The organism is Brevundimonas sp. M20 (assembly GCF_006547065.1).
Classification (GTDB): Bacteria; Pseudomonadota; Alphaproteobacteria; order Caulobacterales; family Caulobacteraceae; genus Brevundimonas.
This window is the reverse complement of sequence record NZ_CP041243.1, coordinates 3095513-3111409: the sequence shown is the minus strand read 5'-3', so window position 1 is coordinate 3111409 and position 15897 is coordinate 3095513. Positions and strand designations below refer to the sequence as shown.

The 15897-nt window shown below is 67.0% G+C and carries 17 protein-coding genes; 3 read left to right on the top strand and 14 right to left on the bottom strand.

From position 1 onward, the window contains the following. Positions 1-11: 11 nt before the first annotated feature. Positions 12-884 carry a hypothetical protein gene (locus FKQ52_RS15370; protein ID WP_141627982.1) on the top strand — a complete coding sequence of 291 codons (873 nt, stop codon included), beginning with the start codon at positions 12-14 and terminating at the stop codon, positions 882-884. Positions 885-1034: 150 nt separating this feature from the next. Here FKQ52_RS15370 and FKQ52_RS15365 read toward each other — a convergent pair whose 3' ends face one another. Together FKQ52_RS15365 and FKQ52_RS15360 are read right to left on the bottom strand one after the other, a co-directional pair. Then, positions 1035-1418, bottom strand: a complete 384-nt coding sequence (locus FKQ52_RS15365; protein ID WP_141627981.1) for a DUF2442 domain-containing protein — start codon at positions 1416-1418, stop codon at positions 1035-1037. Then, positions 1411-1617 (bottom strand): DUF4160 domain-containing protein, encoded by a 207-nt coding sequence (locus FKQ52_RS15360; protein ID WP_205750799.1) that lies wholly within the window; start codon positions 1615-1617, stop codon positions 1411-1413. Before FKQ52_RS15360 ends, FKQ52_RS15365 begins: the two co-directional genes overlap by 8 nt. A gap of 158 nt (positions 1618-1775) precedes the next feature. Here FKQ52_RS15360 and FKQ52_RS15355 point away from each other — a divergent pair, with 158 nt between their 5' ends. Continuing rightward, positions 1776-2021: a hypothetical protein gene (locus tag FKQ52_RS15355; RefSeq protein WP_141627979.1), complete on the top strand. Its 246-nt coding sequence runs from the start codon at positions 1776-1778 to the stop codon at positions 2019-2021. Positions 2022-2323: 302 nt separating this feature from the next. Here FKQ52_RS15355 and pnp read toward each other — a convergent pair whose 3' ends face one another. The 11 genes from pnp to rimP form a co-directional block, all read right to left on the bottom strand. Continuing rightward, positions 2324-4552, bottom strand: a complete 2229-nt coding sequence (pnp, locus tag FKQ52_RS15350) for a polyribonucleotide nucleotidyltransferase (protein WP_141627978.1) — start codon at positions 4550-4552, stop codon at positions 2324-2326. 237 nt (positions 4553-4789) lie between these two features. Beyond that, a complete protein-coding gene (rpsO, locus tag FKQ52_RS15345) occupies positions 4790-5059 on the bottom strand; it encodes a 30S ribosomal protein S15 (RefSeq protein ID WP_141627977.1) in 270 nt (89 codons plus the stop codon). Positions 5060-5094: 35 nt separating this feature from the next. Beyond that, complete coding sequence (truB, locus tag FKQ52_RS15340; RefSeq protein WP_141627976.1) at positions 5095-6027, bottom strand: tRNA pseudouridine(55) synthase TruB; 933 nt, start codon at positions 6025-6027, stop codon at positions 5095-5097. Between the two features lie 40 nt (positions 6028-6067). Continuing rightward, positions 6068-6523 (bottom strand): 30S ribosome-binding factor RbfA, encoded by a 456-nt coding sequence (gene rbfA, locus FKQ52_RS15335; RefSeq protein WP_141627975.1) that lies wholly within the window; start codon positions 6521-6523, stop codon positions 6068-6070. 67 nt (positions 6524-6590) lie between these two features. Further along, positions 6591-7280, bottom strand: a complete 690-nt coding sequence (locus FKQ52_RS15330) for a DUF2459 domain-containing protein (RefSeq protein ID WP_141627974.1) — start codon at positions 7278-7280, stop codon at positions 6591-6593. 12 nt (positions 7281-7292) lie between these two features. Continuing rightward, entirely contained in the window at positions 7293-7976 is a 684-nt protein-coding gene (locus FKQ52_RS15325) for a hypothetical protein (protein WP_141627973.1), read from the bottom strand. Positions 7977-8015: 39 nt separating this feature from the next. Then, complete coding sequence (locus FKQ52_RS15320; protein WP_141627972.1) at positions 8016-8528, bottom strand: hypothetical protein; 513 nt, start codon at positions 8526-8528, stop codon at positions 8016-8018. A gap of 72 nt (positions 8529-8600) precedes the next feature. After that, positions 8601-11633: a translation initiation factor IF-2 gene (infB, locus tag FKQ52_RS15315; protein ID WP_141627971.1), complete on the bottom strand. Its 3033-nt coding sequence runs from the start codon at positions 11631-11633 to the stop codon at positions 8601-8603. Positions 11634-11721: 88 nt separating this feature from the next. Next, on the bottom strand, positions 11722-12390 hold the full coding sequence (locus FKQ52_RS15310) for an RNA-binding protein (protein ID WP_141627970.1): 669 nt from the start codon (positions 12388-12390) through the stop codon (positions 11722-11724). Positions 12391-12408: 18 nt separating this feature from the next. After that, entirely contained in the window at positions 12409-14139 is a 1731-nt protein-coding gene (gene nusA / locus FKQ52_RS15305) for a transcription termination factor NusA (RefSeq protein WP_141627969.1), read from the bottom strand. 2 nt (positions 14140-14141) lie between these two features. Next, positions 14142-14687: a ribosome maturation factor RimP gene (gene rimP, locus FKQ52_RS15300; protein WP_141627968.1), complete on the bottom strand. Its 546-nt coding sequence runs from the start codon at positions 14685-14687 to the stop codon at positions 14142-14144. Positions 14688-14863: 176 nt separating this feature from the next. Here rimP and FKQ52_RS15295 point away from each other — a divergent pair, with 176 nt between their 5' ends. Beyond that, positions 14864-15367 (top strand): protein-tyrosine phosphatase family protein, encoded by a 504-nt coding sequence (locus tag FKQ52_RS15295; RefSeq protein WP_168196881.1) that lies wholly within the window; start codon positions 14864-14866, stop codon positions 15365-15367. Here the strand turns inward: FKQ52_RS15295 and FKQ52_RS15290 are convergent. Further along, positions 15355-15867 carry a DUF1993 family protein gene (locus FKQ52_RS15290; protein ID WP_141627966.1) on the bottom strand — a complete coding sequence of 171 codons (513 nt, stop codon included), beginning with the start codon at positions 15865-15867 and terminating at the stop codon, positions 15355-15357. The genes FKQ52_RS15295 and FKQ52_RS15290 overlap by 13 nt on opposite strands. Positions 15868-15897: the final 30 nt, after the last annotated feature.

Genomic DNA, 15897 nt, shown 5'->3' with positions numbered 1-15897 from the left:
GAAGACCTACGATGGATGGCTCTGTGATCCGAGACTTTCTCTACCACGACCCTCAACGCATTGGATCGTTCCTGTCGCAGTTCAATGCTGATGGTGTTCTTCAGTCGCTAAAGCAAACATCTGGTTCTGGGCAGACTGAGACCCGATCATCATCCGGCGGTCTTGGAGCGAAAGCGATCGTAAATGCGGAGCTGCGCTCAAGCCTCCAAACTGGCGATTCCTCGCAGGCGGGTGCTGAGCGCACCTACGACCCGCTTTGGACTAATGCCCGCTTGTTTCTCGACCACATCGTCGAACATGGCCTAATCGAAACTAGCCTCAGCTCGGCCCGCCTTGGACGATTTGTGCTGGCCAAAGGAAATCTCCAGATCGTGGATATCGGCCTAGCTAGGGGTGCCTATGAGCTCGACACCTTCAAGTCCTTAGTTCGAGGTGGCAATGGTGCGACATCTCAGGTCAAGCTAAAGCATCAGAATAGGCGCTCTCAGCATTCTGAAGTGTCTTCGACGATTGACTTCGCCTTCGAGATGCTAGGAATATTGCCGCATACAATTCAGGCGGTTGTGTCCAGTGGGGGGCGTTCTGTTTGGTCGACGCTTAAGTCGGACTGTATGGCTATCAGCTCTAGTGATCTGGTTTTGAAGCACTCGCTTGATATTCCGGGTCAATGGTCAATGGTGGGCATCCTCGACGCTCTGCCCGAAGACAACTTGCCGGAAGCACCAAGTGATATTGTGCCGGTAATGGCGGAACACGGCTTCGGTGTCGGCTTACTGTCCTTGTTGGCACCGATAACCAGACAGTTTCTCGGTCGCCAAGCATCGCATTATGGGATGACACCTCTGCTGATATTCCGGGATGTGGAGGTGGCGGACAGGTCTTAGGCCTACTCATTCTGTTCGCTAGGTCGCCAATTTTCTGATTGGGATTGTTTCCTTTCGTCATCCTCCGGCGAGCCGCGTAGCGGCGCGGACCCGGGGACCCAGCGGCGCGCATGAGCGCGAAGCTGTCGGGAGCACCGTCGTCGCGCGCCTTCAGGTCCCCGCCGCCACCTTCCGCGGTCTCCCACCCTTCCGGCCATTCTCCCGCGACGCCGCCGCCCGCGTTTCCCGGCGAGACCAGTCAATCGGTCCTAGGAAGGTTTCGATCAGGCGCGGGACCGAGAAGTCCGCATCCAGCCTCGGGAAGTGGATCGCATTCCCCACGCCCTCCACCGTGACGACGGCCAGGTCCTCCGGCGTGGCGTCGCGTAGGCCTTCGATGGCGTCCGGGGCGAAGGCCAGTTCCAGCCCGGTGCTCAGGGTGATCCGGATCAGGCCCTTGCCGGCCGAGAACCGCACCGACACGGCGCGCGGGGTTGTGGTCTTCCGCTGCGCGGCGGCGAAGGCTTCGGCGGTCGGTGTCTGAAACTCAGCCATGAATCCGGCTCCATGCGGCGCAGCACGCCTCGAGCCGGGCGGCGATCTCCTCGCCCAGTTCGACGATGTGCCTGAAGGCCCAGTCGCCTTCGTAGTCCCACAGGCTCACCGGCCCGTCCGGGCAGTTCAGCCGATACCTCGCCTCACACCCCTTGCCGAGAACATGGACGTGCGAGGGCGGATGATCGTTCGAGTACACGACGACCCTGTAGCGACGCTGACTATGGAACACCGTGGCCATGGGGTCAATAAACCTGAATGGAGCCTAGGTTTTGGCGATCACGCCCAACGCAACCACAGCGATTGCATGAAGCCAATCTATGGGGGATTGTCGGGGTCCCAACCCCGGAGGTTCCCATGAAGATCCTGCTTGCCGCATCCGCCGTCGCCCTGTTCGTCGCCGCGCCGACCCTCAGCGGGGCCGCCGCGCCCCAGACCAGTCCGCAGTACCGCCAGTGCGTCGTCCAGAACATGCAGGCCTGCTATCCGCGCGACGGGAACGAGAACATCTATCGCCCCAGCCCCGAGACACCCGAGGGCATCGCCTTCGAGGCCTGCGCCGCCGCTGTCCGCGCGGACTGCGCGGCCCTGTACCCGAACTGACCGGGGCGTTGAGCCCATACGACCAGAATTGACGCACCGGCATGCCAGACTGTCTGGCTGCCGGTCTTTGACATCTCCAGCCGCCCTCACCGTGCACGCATCCGTTGCGGCGCACAGGGCTTCGCCGCCGCGGGCGAAAGCGACCGATCCGGTCGACGTGGACGGCGTTTTCGTCCGCCCGAAAGTCCACTTTTGTGCACTCAAAAAAATATTTGAGCGTCAGTCACCGTCGCTACGACCATGAAAAAGGCCCCGGCGTTTCCACCGGGGCCTCATTCAGTCAGCGCTGACGCGCAGGGCGTTTAGTCCCGGCGACGACGGCCGCGGTCACCGCCGCCGCCTTCACGCTTCGGACGGCCGCCGGTGTCGTCGGCCAGCGGGGCTTCGCCACGCTCGGCGCGCTCGGCGTTGATCTTGTCCGTCAGGTCTTCACCCGTGGCCTGATCAACGACCTTCATCGACAGCTTGGTCTTGCCGCGGTCGTCCAGGCCCAGGAATTTGACCTTGACCTCCTGGCCTTCCGAAACGACGTCGGCCGGGTTGGCGACGCGCTCCAGAGCCATCTGCGACACGTGGACCAGACCGTCCTTGGCGCCGAAGAAGTTCACGAAGGCGCCGAAGTCGACGACCTTCACGACCTTGCCGGTGTAGATCGTGCCGACTTCCGGCTCCGAAACGATCGACGAGATCCAGGCCTTGGCGGCGTCGATCTTGTCCTGTTCCGAGGCGGCGATCTTCACCGTGCCGTCGTCCTCGATGTTGATCTTGGCGCCGGTCTTCTCGACGATCTCGCGGATCACCTTGCCGCCGGTGCCGATCACTTCACGGATCTTGTCGACCGGGACCTTGATGGTCTCGATCTTGGGCGCGAACTCGCCCAGCTCGGTGCGGGCGCCGTCGATGGCCTTGTCCATCTCGTCGAGGATGTGAAGGCGGCCGGCCGAAGCCTGGGCGATGGCCTTCTTCATGATCTCTTCGGTGATGCCGGCGACCTTGATGTCCATCTGCAGCGAGGTGATGCCGTCACGGGTGCCGGCGACCTTGAAGTCCATGTCGCCCAGGTGATCTTCGTCACCCAGGATGTCCGACAGGATGGCGAACTCGCCCGACGGCTCCAGGATCAGGCCCATGGCGATGCCCGAGACGGGCTTCTTCAGCGGAACGCCCGCGTCCATCAGGGCCAGCGACGAACCGCAGACCGTGGCCATCGAGGACGAGCCGTTCGACTCGGTGATCTCGGAGACCAGACGGATGGTGTAGGGGAACTCGTCCGACGACGGCAGCATCGGGCGGATCGCCCGCCAGGCCAGCTTGCCGTGACCGATTTCACGACGACCCGCGCCGCCCATACGACCGGTCTCACCGACCGAGTAGGGAGGGAAGTTGTAGTGAAGCAGGAACTTCTCCTTGTACGTCCCCGTGAGCGCGTCGATGTACTGCTCGTCCTCGCCGGTGCCGAGGGTGGCGACGACGATGGCCTGGGTTTCACCGCGGGTGAACAGGGCCGAACCGTGGGTGCGCGGGAAGACGCCGACTTCCGAGACGATCGAGCGGACCTTGTCGAGGGCGCGGCCGTCGACGCGGTGACCGTTGTCGATGATGTCGCGACGCAGGACGTGGGCTTCGCATTCCTTGAAGGCGGTGGCGAACTTGGCCGGCTCGACGCCGTCCGGGTTCTCCTCGGTCTTCACCAGCGCTTCGGCGGCCTTCTTCTTGGCGGCGCCGACGGCGTTGTGGCGGTCATGCTTGGCGGTGTGGGTGTAGGCGGCCTTGATGTCCTCGCCGACCAGACCCTGGATCGCCGTGACGACGTCCGAGTGGTCTTCGGCCTGGAAGTCGAAGGGCTCCTTGGCGGCGTGCTCGGCCAGTTCGATGATGGCTTCGATCACCGGCTGCATGCCGCGGTGGGCGAACATCAGGGCTTCCAGGAAGGTGTCTTCCGACAGTTCCTTGGCTTCCGACTCGACCATCATCAGGGCGTCGGTGGTGCCGGCGACGACCAGGTCCAGGTCCGAGCTCGGCAGTTGGTCGATGGTCGGGTTCAGGACCAGCTCACCGTCGATGTAGCCGACGCGGGCGGCGCCGATCGGGCCCATGAAGGAAACGCCCGAGATGGTCAGGGCGGCCGAGGCGGCGACCATGCCGACCACGTCCGGGTCGTTCTCGAGATCGTGCTGCAGCACGGTGATGACGACCTGGGTCTCGTTCTTGAAGCCCTTGACGAACAGCGGGCGGATCGGACGGTCGATCAGGCGGGAGACCAGGGTCTCCTTCTCGGTCGGACGGCCTTCACGCTTGAAGTAGCCGCCCGGGATCTTGCCGGCGGCGAAGGTCTTTTCCTGGTAGTTGACGGTCAGCGGGAAGAAGTCCAGGCCCGGCTTCGGCGCGCGGCCGTAGACGACGGTGGCCAGAACCACGGTCTCGCCGTAGGTCGCCAGCACGGCGCCGTCGGCCTGACGGGCGATGCGGCCGGTTTCCAGCGTCAGCGGGCGGCCGGCCCACTCGATCGTCTTGCGTTTGATATCGAACATATTTCGTCTTTCGTATCCCGGCGGGCGTATTCCCGGCGGGGCGGAGCGTCAGGGGTTCAGTCCTTCGGTCCCTGTGGACCCGGGGTTCCGTATTGAAGCCCGGGCGGGTGAATGTGAGGACCGGTGTTCAGGGCCCTCTGCGTCTGCGCCGGTACTGTGGGACCAAAGGGTCCCGCCCGCGGCGCGCGGGCGAATAGCAGAAGGGCCCGCGCGGGGCGGGCCCTCCGAAGCCCTGCCTTAGCGGCGCAGGCCCAGCTTGGCGACGATGGCGACGTAACGCGCATTGTCGGTCTTGTTCAGGTGATCCAGAAGACGACGACGCTGCGAGACCAGCTTCAGCAGGCCGCGACGCGAGTGGTTGTCCTTCTTGTGGGTCTTGAAGTGCTCGGTGAGGTTGGCGATGCGTTCCGACAGGATCGCGACCTGGACTTCGGCCGAACCGGTGTCGCCGGCGCCACGGGCGTTATCGGCGATGACTTGAGCTTTACGCTCGGCAGTGATCGACATCGTGGTTCTCCTTGCTGGAGCCCCCGACAGCGAGGTCAGGGGAGATTGAAAACGCGGTCGGGTTCAATCCGACCGGCCCGCAACTGACCGAGAGCGACGAGGGTCTGTCCCAGAAAGACCGAAACCGTCCGGGCGTCGCCTTGCAGCTGACCCTTGAGTGTCTCGACCTGTCGGGGAAGCAGAACGATCGGCCGTCCCTGCCGAAGCGAGAAGGCGTCCTGATCCGTAACGGCCAGCTCCGGGATGTCGTCCAGGGCGGTCGCGACGGGAAGCAAGCCTTCCGAGGCGGCGCCCCTATGCACCATTTCCTCCAGAGAATCCAGCGTCACCGCGTTTTGCAGGTTGAACGGACCCACCTGCTCTCTTCGCAGGGCCGACACATGACCCTCGGCGCCCAACACCGCGGCCAGATCGCGCGCCAGCGAACGGACATAGACACCCTTGCCGGTCCGCATGGTGATCTCGATGTGGTCGGCGTCCGGCGCGTCGGTCACCGTCGCCTCGTGGATGGTCACCCGGCGGGCCTTCAGCTCGACCTTCACGCCTTCGCGGGCCAGGTCATAGGCGCGCTGGCCGTCCACCTTGACGGCCGAGAAGGCCGGCGGGACCTGATCGATCTCGCCGACGAAGGCGGGCAGGGCGGCCTTCACCGCCTGTACCGTCGGACGCACGTCCGAACGGCCGATGATCTCGCCCTCGCGGTCAACGCTGTCGGTCGAGACGCCCCAGTGGAGGGTGAAGCGATAGACCTTCTGCGCCTCCATCATGAAGGGCACGGTCTTGGTCGCCTCTCCCAGCGCGATGGGCAGGATGCCGGAGGCCAGCGGGTCCAGCGTCCCGGCATGCCCGGCCTTCTGGGCGTCGAACAGGCGGCGGATGCGGGTGACGGCCTCCGTCGATCCCATCTCGTACGGCTTGTCCAGACAGACCCAGCCGTTGACGATCTCGCCGCGTTTCCGACGGGCCATTACGCCTGGCCCGCCGCGCTTCGCGCGACTTGAGGCCGGGTCACGCCTCTTCGTCCGTATCGTCCGCCCGGTCCAGATCGGCGCGAACGCGGGGATCGTTGAACAGCCGGTCCATATGGCTGGCGGCGTCGAAGCTGTCGTCGTGGCGGAAGCGCAGATCCGGCGTGAATTTCATGTCGATATGCTTGCCCAGCACGCCGCGCAGGAATTTGGCGTGGGCGTTCAGCGCCTTGATGATCTCGTCCACGTGCCCGGCGGTGGGAGCATCCGCCACGCCGGCGCCCAGCGGCTCGACGAAGCAGGTGGCGTGCTTCAGGTCCGGCGACAGGCGAACCTCGGTGATGGTCACCGACACGCCCTCCATCGCCGGGTCGTGAATCTCTTCCTCACGCAGCACCTCGACCAGGGCGTGACGGATCAGCTCGCCGGCGCGCAGCTGGCGTTGCGACGGTCCCTGCGGTCCGGTGGCGTTGCGGGTATGTTGCTTGCGGCCCATGCGGCGGCCTCCTTCTCCTGTCGCCCGCCGGGGCTCGGACCCGGCTGAAAGGCGAAGGGGGCGCGGTCTAGTCCTTTGTCGCCGTGGTGTCCAGCTTGGCGCGATCCACCGTCGCCACCACCTCCGAGGACAGGATCGAGCGGAAGGGCCGGATCGTCATGCCGGCGGCGTTCAGCACGCCCGCCGTCCAGTGGTTGCACAGGTGGCCGATGTTGAAATGCTCGCGGCTGGCGAAGAAGCGGGCATCGTCGCCGGGGCGGGCTGCGGCGATGCGGGGCGGGCCGCTCGACAGGTCCAGCGAGGCCTCGATACGGGCGGCCATGGCCTCGAAGGCCGCCTGCGACAGCTGGAAGTCGCGGCGACCGTCCTCGGCGAACATCTGACGCGGATCACCCTGCGTCGGGTCCAGCATGACCACCGACGCATTGCCGGGGCGGAAGAAGGCGCGCGCGCCGTCGAGCAGGCGGTCGCTGATCGGGCTCTGGTCGACATAGAATTTGGCGTCGCCCCAGCCGATCAGGATCCAGCCGCCGGGCGGCAGAGCCTTGACCGCCACCGCCAGCGGGCCGTCCCGGGCCTCCAGCGCCGCGCGCGGCAGGGCCAGATCGGTGTGGAAGCCGTTGTCCAGCAGGCTGGCTTCGATCACCGGCTCTCCCGCGCTGATGGAGCGGATGGCGGGATCGCCGGGCATGACCCAGGTCCACAGGGCGACCAGCGCCCCGATCAGGCCCGCGAGAATGAACCGGCCGAGACCCATGGGTGTGTCTTTCTAGGGGGCGCGGAAACGCCAGACGCCGCAGAGGGTGTCGGTGGCGGCGTCCGGGCCGATGATTGTCCGTTCACGGAACAGCATCACCTCGACCCGATCCTGACGATGCAGGACGGCGACCACGCCCGGTACGGCGCCGCCGCACAGGGGCGTGGAGGCGACGGTCTGGCCGCCCTGCGGGGCAATGACGGTGCGCAGCTCGATCTGGGCGTCCGTCCGGGCGTCCAGTTCAGCGGCGAAGGTTCGGCCGGTGGCGTTGAAGGCCTCATCTCCCGAGGCGATCCGCAGCGGGCGGGTGCGCAGGGCCAGCCCCTTTTCCAGTCGGATCATGCCTCCGGTGAAGGTTGCGTCGCCGACGGCCTCCCGCGTGGCGTCATCGGCGGGGCGGAATTTTCCGGCCAGAACCACGGCGTTCGGGGTGGCGGCGCGCGGGGCCTCACTGTCGCCCGAGGCGACGCTCTTCAGGCCGTCCAGTCCGTCCGAGGCGCCGTCCTTCACCCAGCCGATGACACGGCCGGCGGCAGGCAGGGCCTGATCGCGTACAGCGGCCCAGGCGTCCATCGCCTGCTTCTGCTCAATGGCCAGCAGGAACAGCACCAGGCAGACGAAACCCAGCGTCCCGGCCAGCCCTTTCAGGCCCCGGTTGCTTCGGCTCTTGGATCTGCTGACGGCGGTGGCGGTCATGGAGAGACCCTAACCGGGCCCGCCTTGGCCGGGAAAGGGCTATCGCCCCACAGGGGCGCCGGAATCGTCCGGGGCGGACGCGGGCGGCAAGGCCCACTCGCCCCTCCAGACGTAGGACAGGCTCACACAGTGCCGATAGGTCCCGTCCGCCCAGCGCCCGATGGCCTGCGCCGTCAGGGGATGACCCAGCCGCACCCGGCCCAGGATCAGATAGGCCTGCTCCGAGCCGGGGCACAGGGCGCGGGACAGGCCGCGTCCGTCGCCCTCGGTCGACACCGTATAGAGGATGTTCTCGGTCGCCCCCCGCGGCAGGGCGCGGCGGGCGGCGTCGGGGCCGCCGATACGGATTTCGGCCTCGCCGCGATTGGAGGTCGAGATGATCCTGCGCACCGTGATGGCCCCGAACAGCCCCCGGTCGCCTTCCAGGGTCACGCCGCGCGTCAGGGCCTGGGTGATCCGGTCGGCGGCGTCGAACGCCATGTAGCGGGTCTCGGCCGCGGCCGGACCGGCGACGGCGGAAAGGGTCAGAAGGGTGATCAGCAAACGGCGCATGCAGAAGTGATCCTTGATCCGGATGGCGAAAAGGCGACGCCGCGGCGCCGCCTTTCCCTTATCCCTGAACGACTAGTCCAGCGTTCGCTTGATCTCTTCGACCGTGAAGCACTCGATGTAATCGCCGGCCTTGATGTCCTGGAAGCCCTGGAAGTGCATGCCGCACTCCTGACCCGACGGGACCTCGTTGACCTCGTCCTTGAAGCGCTTGAGCGTCGTGAGGGTGCCCAGTTCCAGCACCACCACGTCGTCGCGGATGATGCGGACCTTGGCGCCCTTGCGCACCACGCCTTCGGACACCCGGCAACCGGCGATCTTGCCGGTCTTGGAGATGTCGAAGACCTGCAGCACCTGGGCGTTGCCCAGGAAGGTTTCACGCTGCAGCGGCGCAAGCATGCCCGACAGCACGCCCTTCATGTCGTCCAGAAGATCGTAGATGATCGAGTAGTAGCGGATTTCGACGCCCTCTCGGTCGGCGAGGTCACGGGCCTGCTTCGACGCACGAACGTTGAAGCCGAGGATCGGCGCGCCGGCCGACTTGGCCAGTTGCACGTCGCTCTCGGTGATCCCGCCGGCGCCTTGCATGACGATGCGCGCGCGCACTTCGTCGTTGCCCATCTTCTCCAGCGATCCGGCGATGGCTTCGCCCGAACCCTGCACGTCCGACTTGATGACGACCGGCAGCTCGCTGATCTTCTTGGAGCCCAGCTTGGCCATCATGTCGACCAGCGAGACCTGGTTGCCGCCGCCGATTGCCTTCTCGCGGCGCACGCGCTCGCGATAGTCCGTCAGCTCGCGGGCGCGGGCCTCGCTCTCGACCACGGCCAGCACGTCGCCCGGCGAGGGGGCTTCGTCCAGACCCAGAATCTCCACCGGAACCGATGGGCCGGCTTCGGTCAGCTGCTCGTTGCGTTCGTTCAGCAGGGCTCGCACCTTGCCCCACGACGAACCGGCCACGACGATGTCGCCGCGCTTCAGCGTGCCGCGCTTGACCAGAACGGTCGCGACCGGGCCGCGGCCCTTGTCCAGCTTGGCTTCGATGACCACGCCCTCCGCCGAACGGTCGGGGTTGGCGCGCAGGTCCATGACCTCGGCCTGAACCAGAATGGCGTCGATCAGACCGTTCAGGTTCAGCCGTTCCTTGGCCGAGACCTCGATGATCTGGGTATCGCCGCCCAGGCTTTCCGAGATGACCTCGTACTGCAGCAGTTCGTTGACGACCTTCTGCGAGTTGGCGTCCGGCTTGTCGATCTTGTTGACCGCCACGATCAGCGGGGCGCCCGCCGCCTTGGCGTGCTGGATGGCTTCCACCGTCTGCGGCATGACGCCGTCGTCCGCCGCCACGACCAGCACCACGATGTCCGTGACGTTGGCGCCGCGCGCACGCATCGCCGAGAAGGCGGCGTGGCCCGGGGTGTCCAGGAAGGTGACGCGCTGGCCGTTTTCCAGGCGCACCTGATAGGCGCCGATGTGCTGGGTGATGCCGCCGGCTTCGCCGCCCGCCACGTCCGTGGTGCGCAGCGCATCCAGCAACGAGGTCTTGCCGTGGTCGACGTGACCCATGATGGCCACGACCGGGGCGCGACCTTCGGTGGCGCCTTCGTCATCAGCCTCGGCGATGAAGCCTTCTTCAACGTCCGACTCGGACACGCGCTTGACGGCCATGCCGTACTCTTCGGCGACCAGTTCGGCGGTGTCGGAATCGATGACGTCGTTGATCTTCATCATCAGGCCCTGACGCATCAGGAATTTGATGATGTCGACGCCGCGAACGGCCATCCGGTTGGCCAGTTCGCCGACCGTGATGGTGTCCGGAATGACGACTTCACGCGGACGGTTCGGCGCATCGGTCGAGCCGCCCTTGCGCTTTTCCTTCTCGCGTTCGCGGGCGCGGCGAACCGAGGCCAGCGAGCGCATGCGCTCGGCGGCGTCCTCGTCACCACCGGCCACGGCCTGGATGGTCAGGCGGCCTTCGCGGCGCTTCGGCTCGCCGCGGGTGCGGCTGACGGCCTTGCCCGGTCCGGCTTCGTTGAAGCGCTTGTCACGATCTTCCTCGGCCCGGCTGCCGGCGGGGCGACCGAAGCCGGCGCGCGCGGGACGGGCGACTTCCGGAGTCGCAGGCGGAGCATTCGGGGCGGGACGACCGCCGGGACCGGTGCGCGGGGCGCCGGCGCGGGCGCCGGGGGCCGGGCGCGGGTCCAGCGCGGAATAGCGGACCGGTTGGGTCGGACGGGCGCCCGGAGCGCGCGCGCCCTGCGGACGATCACCCTGTTGCGGGCGATCACCTTGGGGGCGACCGGCGCCGCCGGCGGCCGCGGCCGGGCGATCGGTGAAGCTGCGCTCACCGCCACCCATGGCCTGTTCGCGGGCCGAACGGCCGCCGAAGCCGGGAGCCGGGGCGCGACCCGGGTTGCCCGAGGGCAGGCGCGGCGCGCGTTGGCCGAAGTTGACGGACGGACGGGCCGGTGCGGCCGGACGCGGCGTGGGGGCAGGCGTCGGAGCCGGAGCCGGAGCCGGCGTCGGGGCGGGCGCGGCGGCTTCGACCGGCGCGGCGGGCTTGGCCTTCACCGGAGCGGGCGCAGGCGCGGCGGCGGCCAGCTTGGCCGCCTCGTTGCGGGCGGCCTCGGCGGCGGCGCGGGCGGCGGCGGCTTCAGCCTGGGCGGCGCTGGCGGCGGCCTCGGCGGCGGCGGCCTGCTCACGAGCGGCGGCGTCCTTGCGGGCGCGTTCCTCGGCGGCGGCGCGTTCACGCTCGGCGTTCTGCTGGGTGGCCAGCTCGATCGCGCGGCGACGGGCTTCCTGTTCGGATTGCGACAGGTTGCCGTCCGCGGGCCCGGTCGGGCGCGGCGCCTGTGGTGCGGCAGCCGGTGCGGCGGCCGGGCGGGCGACGTCGAAGCCCTGCGGACGCTGATGGCCGCCCGGGGTCGCGCCGACGCGGCGCTTGGTTTCGACAACCACGGTCTTGGTGCGGCCGTGGCTGAAGCTCTGGCGCACGGTGCCGGTCGAAACCGATCCCGCCGTCCGCGGCTTCAGGCTCAGCGGCGCGCGCGGCCCCGTCGAAGAGGGGGTCGTTTTGCCGTCGTTGGTCTTGTCGTTCTCGTCAGTCATCCGGTCGCTTTACTTTGGCTCGGGAAAGTCCCGGGCCCATCCAAACTTGGTCGTCAAACACAAAAAGCCGTGCGGAACGCCGCCCCCCTCAGGGAGCGGAACCCCGCCCGTCTGAATTTCCATCCGGGGCCTCAGCCGCCTCGTCGCCCCACTCCGGGGGCGTCAACGGTCGAAATCCCGCCAGTCTCTCGACCTCAAAGGTCCAGCGATCGGCCCGCCCGCCCTCCAGCAGGACGGCGTGTATCGCATTTTCCAGCCCAAGGGCCAAACCCAAATCGTCAGCGCTGAAGACCCCGCACACCCGGGGCGGCGGTATCTGGTGTCTGGCGAGGGCCAGAAGCTTGCCCCGTCCGTCGGCGGAACCGTCCGCCGCCTCGACGATCCATGCGGCCTTTCCGGAGCGGATCGCGGCGGCCGATTTTTCGAAGCCAGAGATAAGCGCGCCTTCGCGCCGGGCAAGACCCAGCTGCTCCAGACAGCGTTTCATCAGCAGCGATTCCACCAGATCGGGCAGATCGGCGGTGGGTTTCAGCGGGGCTTTCGCCGCGCGGCTGAACAGATTTTTCTTCACCGCCGTGGCGATGGAGGCGCGGTCTGCGGCGACCCACAGGCCGCGACCGGGCAGTTTGCGCGCCAGGTCGGGGGCGACCCCGCCGTCAGGAGCGGCGACGAAACGGATCAGACGAGATTCATCCATGACCTGGTGCGTGACCAGGTCCCGGCGGTCTCTATCGATCGTTGCGTCGCGCAAGCTCATGAACGGCGGGGGCTCCCATCACGCGTTTTCGGGCTGATCGGCGTCGTCCGCCGGAGCCTCTTCGGACGCTTCGTCCGACGGGGTGTTCGAGAAGACGGAGTCGGCGTCGTATTCGCCCTCGGCGTATTCTTCCTCGTATTCCGGCTCGGGCTCCGGCTGCGGCAGTTCCGAGGCGTCGATCCAGCCGGCGGCCACGCGGGCCTGCAGGATCAGCAGCTCGGCGTCTTCCTGCGCCAGGTTGAAGCTTTCCAGAACGCCCGGAACCTTCACACGCTCGCCGTTGCGGACTTCATAGCCGCCGCGGATTTCGTCGGTGGCCAGATCGGCCAGATCCTCGACGGTCTTCACCCCGCCTTCGCCCAGGGCGACGGTCATGGCCAGGGTCACGCCCGGCACGTCCAGCAGGCCGTCCTCGACACCCAGCTCCTTGCGCTTGGCGTCCAGCTCGGCGGCCTTGCGATCGAGGAATTCACGGGCGCGGGTCTGCAATTCCTCGGCGGTATCCTCGTCGAAGCCCTCGATCTCGGAGATTTCATAGGGTTCGACGAAGGCCAGATCCTCGACCGTGGCGAAGCCTTCGGTGACCAGCAGCTGGGCGATGACCTCGTCCACGTCCAGGGCTTCCTGGAACAGGGCGGTGCGCTCGGTGAACTCGCGCTGGCGGCGCTCGGAGTCCTGCGACTCCGTGATGATGTCGATCTGCCAGCCGGTCAGTTGCGAGGCCAGGCGGACATTCTGGCCGCGGCGGCCAATGGCCAGCGACAGCTGTTCGTCCGGGACCACGACCTCAACGCGGTCGGCTTCCTCGTCCAGCACCACCTTCGACACTTCGGCGGGGGCGAGGGCGTTCACGATGAACGTCGGCTCGTCGTTGTTCCACTGGATGATGTCGATCTTCTCGCCCTGCAGTTCGGCGACGACCGCCTGAACGCGCGAGCCGCGCATGCCGACGCAGGCGCCGACGGGGTCGATGGACGAGTCGTTCGACAGCACGGCCATCTTGGCGCGCGAACCGGCGTCGCGGGCGGCGGCGCGGATTTCGATCACGCCGTCGTACACTTCCGGCACTTCCTGCGCGAACAGCTTGGCCATGAAGCCGGGGTGCGAGCGCGACAGCATGACCTGCGGGCCCTTCGCCTCGGGGCGGACGTCGTAGATGTAGGTGCGGATGCGGTCGCCGATGTTGAAGGCTTCGCGCGGGATCGAGTCGTTGCGGCGCATGATGCCTTCGCCACGGCCCAGATCGACGATGGTATTGCCGTATTCGACGCGCTTGACGGTGCCGTTGACGATCTCGCCGACACGGTCCTTGAACTCTTCGTACTGGTTGGCGCGTTCGGCCTCGCGGACCTTCCCGGTCACGACCTGGCGGGCCATCTGGGTCTGCACGCGACCGAATTCGAACGGCGGCAGGTTTTCGACGTATTCCTTGCCGACCTCGGCTTCCGGATCGCGCTTCGAGGCGTCCGTCAGGCGCACCATGGCGCTGTCGTTGAACTCTTCCAGCTCGTCTTCCGGCTGCCAGTCGTCGGCCACGATGGTGACGTGACGGGTCAGGGTCAGTTCGCCGGTCTTCGGATCGATCTTGGCGCGGATGTCGTGGTGCGCGCCATAGCGGGCCTTGGCGCCCTTCTGGATCGCTTCCTCGATCGCCTCGATGACGATCTCCTTGTCGATGTTCTTCTCGCGCGCCACCGCATCGGCGATGTGCAGCAGCTCAAGACGGTTCGCGGAAACGCCAACGGCCATGTTCAGTCCTCGGTCTCGGTCAGAGTGTCGTCGTTACGGGCGGCGCGCTTTTCGGCGCCCGCCTTCATCAGTTCGTCGGTCAGCACCAGCTTGGCGTCGACCAGCCATTCGAACGGGATCAGGGCGGTGTCGTCCTCCCCTTCCAGATCGATGGCGATATTGTCGTCTTCGGTCCCGGCCAGCACGCCCTTGAAGCGCTTGCGGCCCTCGACCATCCGGTCCGTCTCCAGACGCGCCTCATAGCCTTCGAACAGGTCGAAGTCGCTCAGGCGGGTCAGCGGGCGGTCGATGCCCGGCGACGAGACTTCCAGAAGATACTCTCCCGCGATCGGATCGGCGGCGTCGAACACCTCCGACACGGCGCGGCTCAGACGGGCGCATTCCTCGACCGCGATGTCGTGGTCGCTGGCGCGCTCGGCCATGATCTGCAGACGCCGCCGCTGGGTGCCGCCCATCAGGCGCACGCGCACGACCTCGAGACCCAGGCTTTCAGCGATGGGTTCGATCAGCTCAAGCAGCTGGCGGTCTTCGGCGGTCCTGGCCTTCAAGCGGCGTGTACTCCGGGCAAAACAAAAGCGGCTGGCCGTCCGGGCCGCCGCTTCAAACGGCGCCGTTAGGAGCCGGTCTAACGATGTGGAGCGGCATATAGACCCGCATGAGGGGTTTGTCAGCCCTGATAATACCGGATTGCCTTCCCCATGGGGCGACGGCAGAAACACCCTCGATGAAAGTTTACTGGATCGGTCTCGACACGCCCGGGCGTCTCGGCGTGTCGCGCAAGCCTGACGGCGGCGACGCCCTCGATGAACAGATGGCCCACCTGCATCGCGGCATGGTCGACCATGTCGTCAGCATGCTGGAACCGGCCGAGGCCGCCGGGTTCGGTCTGACCGAGGAAGGCGCGGCCGCTGAACGGCACGGCGTCGGCTTCTACAACTTCCCCATCGTCGACCACGGCGTGCCCGGTGATGTGGAGCACTACGCCCGCGTCGCCCGCGCCATCGACGGCCGTCTCCGGTCGGGTCAGGCCATCGTCATCCACTGCCGCGCCGGACTGGGCCGCGCCCCGTCACTGGCCATCTGCGCCCTGATCGCGGGCGGCATGAACGCGGACGAGGCCGTCCTGCGCGTCGGTCGGGCCCGGGGTCGCCCCGTGCCGGAGACCGACGACCAGTACGCCTTCATCCAGGCCTTCGCCGCCCGCCTGAAGGCCGATCAGGCCGCCTGAAGCAGGGCCAGCCGGCCCAGATAGTCGCGCTTGCCCAGCGCCACGCCCCGGTTGCGCAGGATCGCGTAGGCCGTGGTGACGTGGAAGTAGAAGTTCGGGATGGCGAAGCTGGTCAGATAGCCCATGCCCTCGAAGTCCAGCTCCACGCCCGGGAAGCGCAACTCGACCCGGCGCGTCTCGCCGCCCTCGAACGCCGCGGCGTCCACGCCTTCGATAAAGGCGATCGACAGGGCGATGGTCGCCTTCAGCTCGGCCAGCGTCGTTTCGCTGTCGTCCGTCTTCGGCCAGGCCTGACCGGTCAGGCGGGCCACGGCGCTGCGCCCCGAGAAGGCGGCCATGCGGATCTGGGCCGGGAAGGGCAGCATGTCCGGCGCCAGCCGCGCCTCCATCAGCTCGTTCTCGTCCAGTCCGGCCTCGATGGCCTTGTCGATCAGGTGGGACAGGCTGTTCAGACCGCGCACGAAGACGGGCGAGGCGATGTCCTGAAGCGAAAGGGTCACGGCGTTTCTCCGGTATGATTTCGGCGGTTA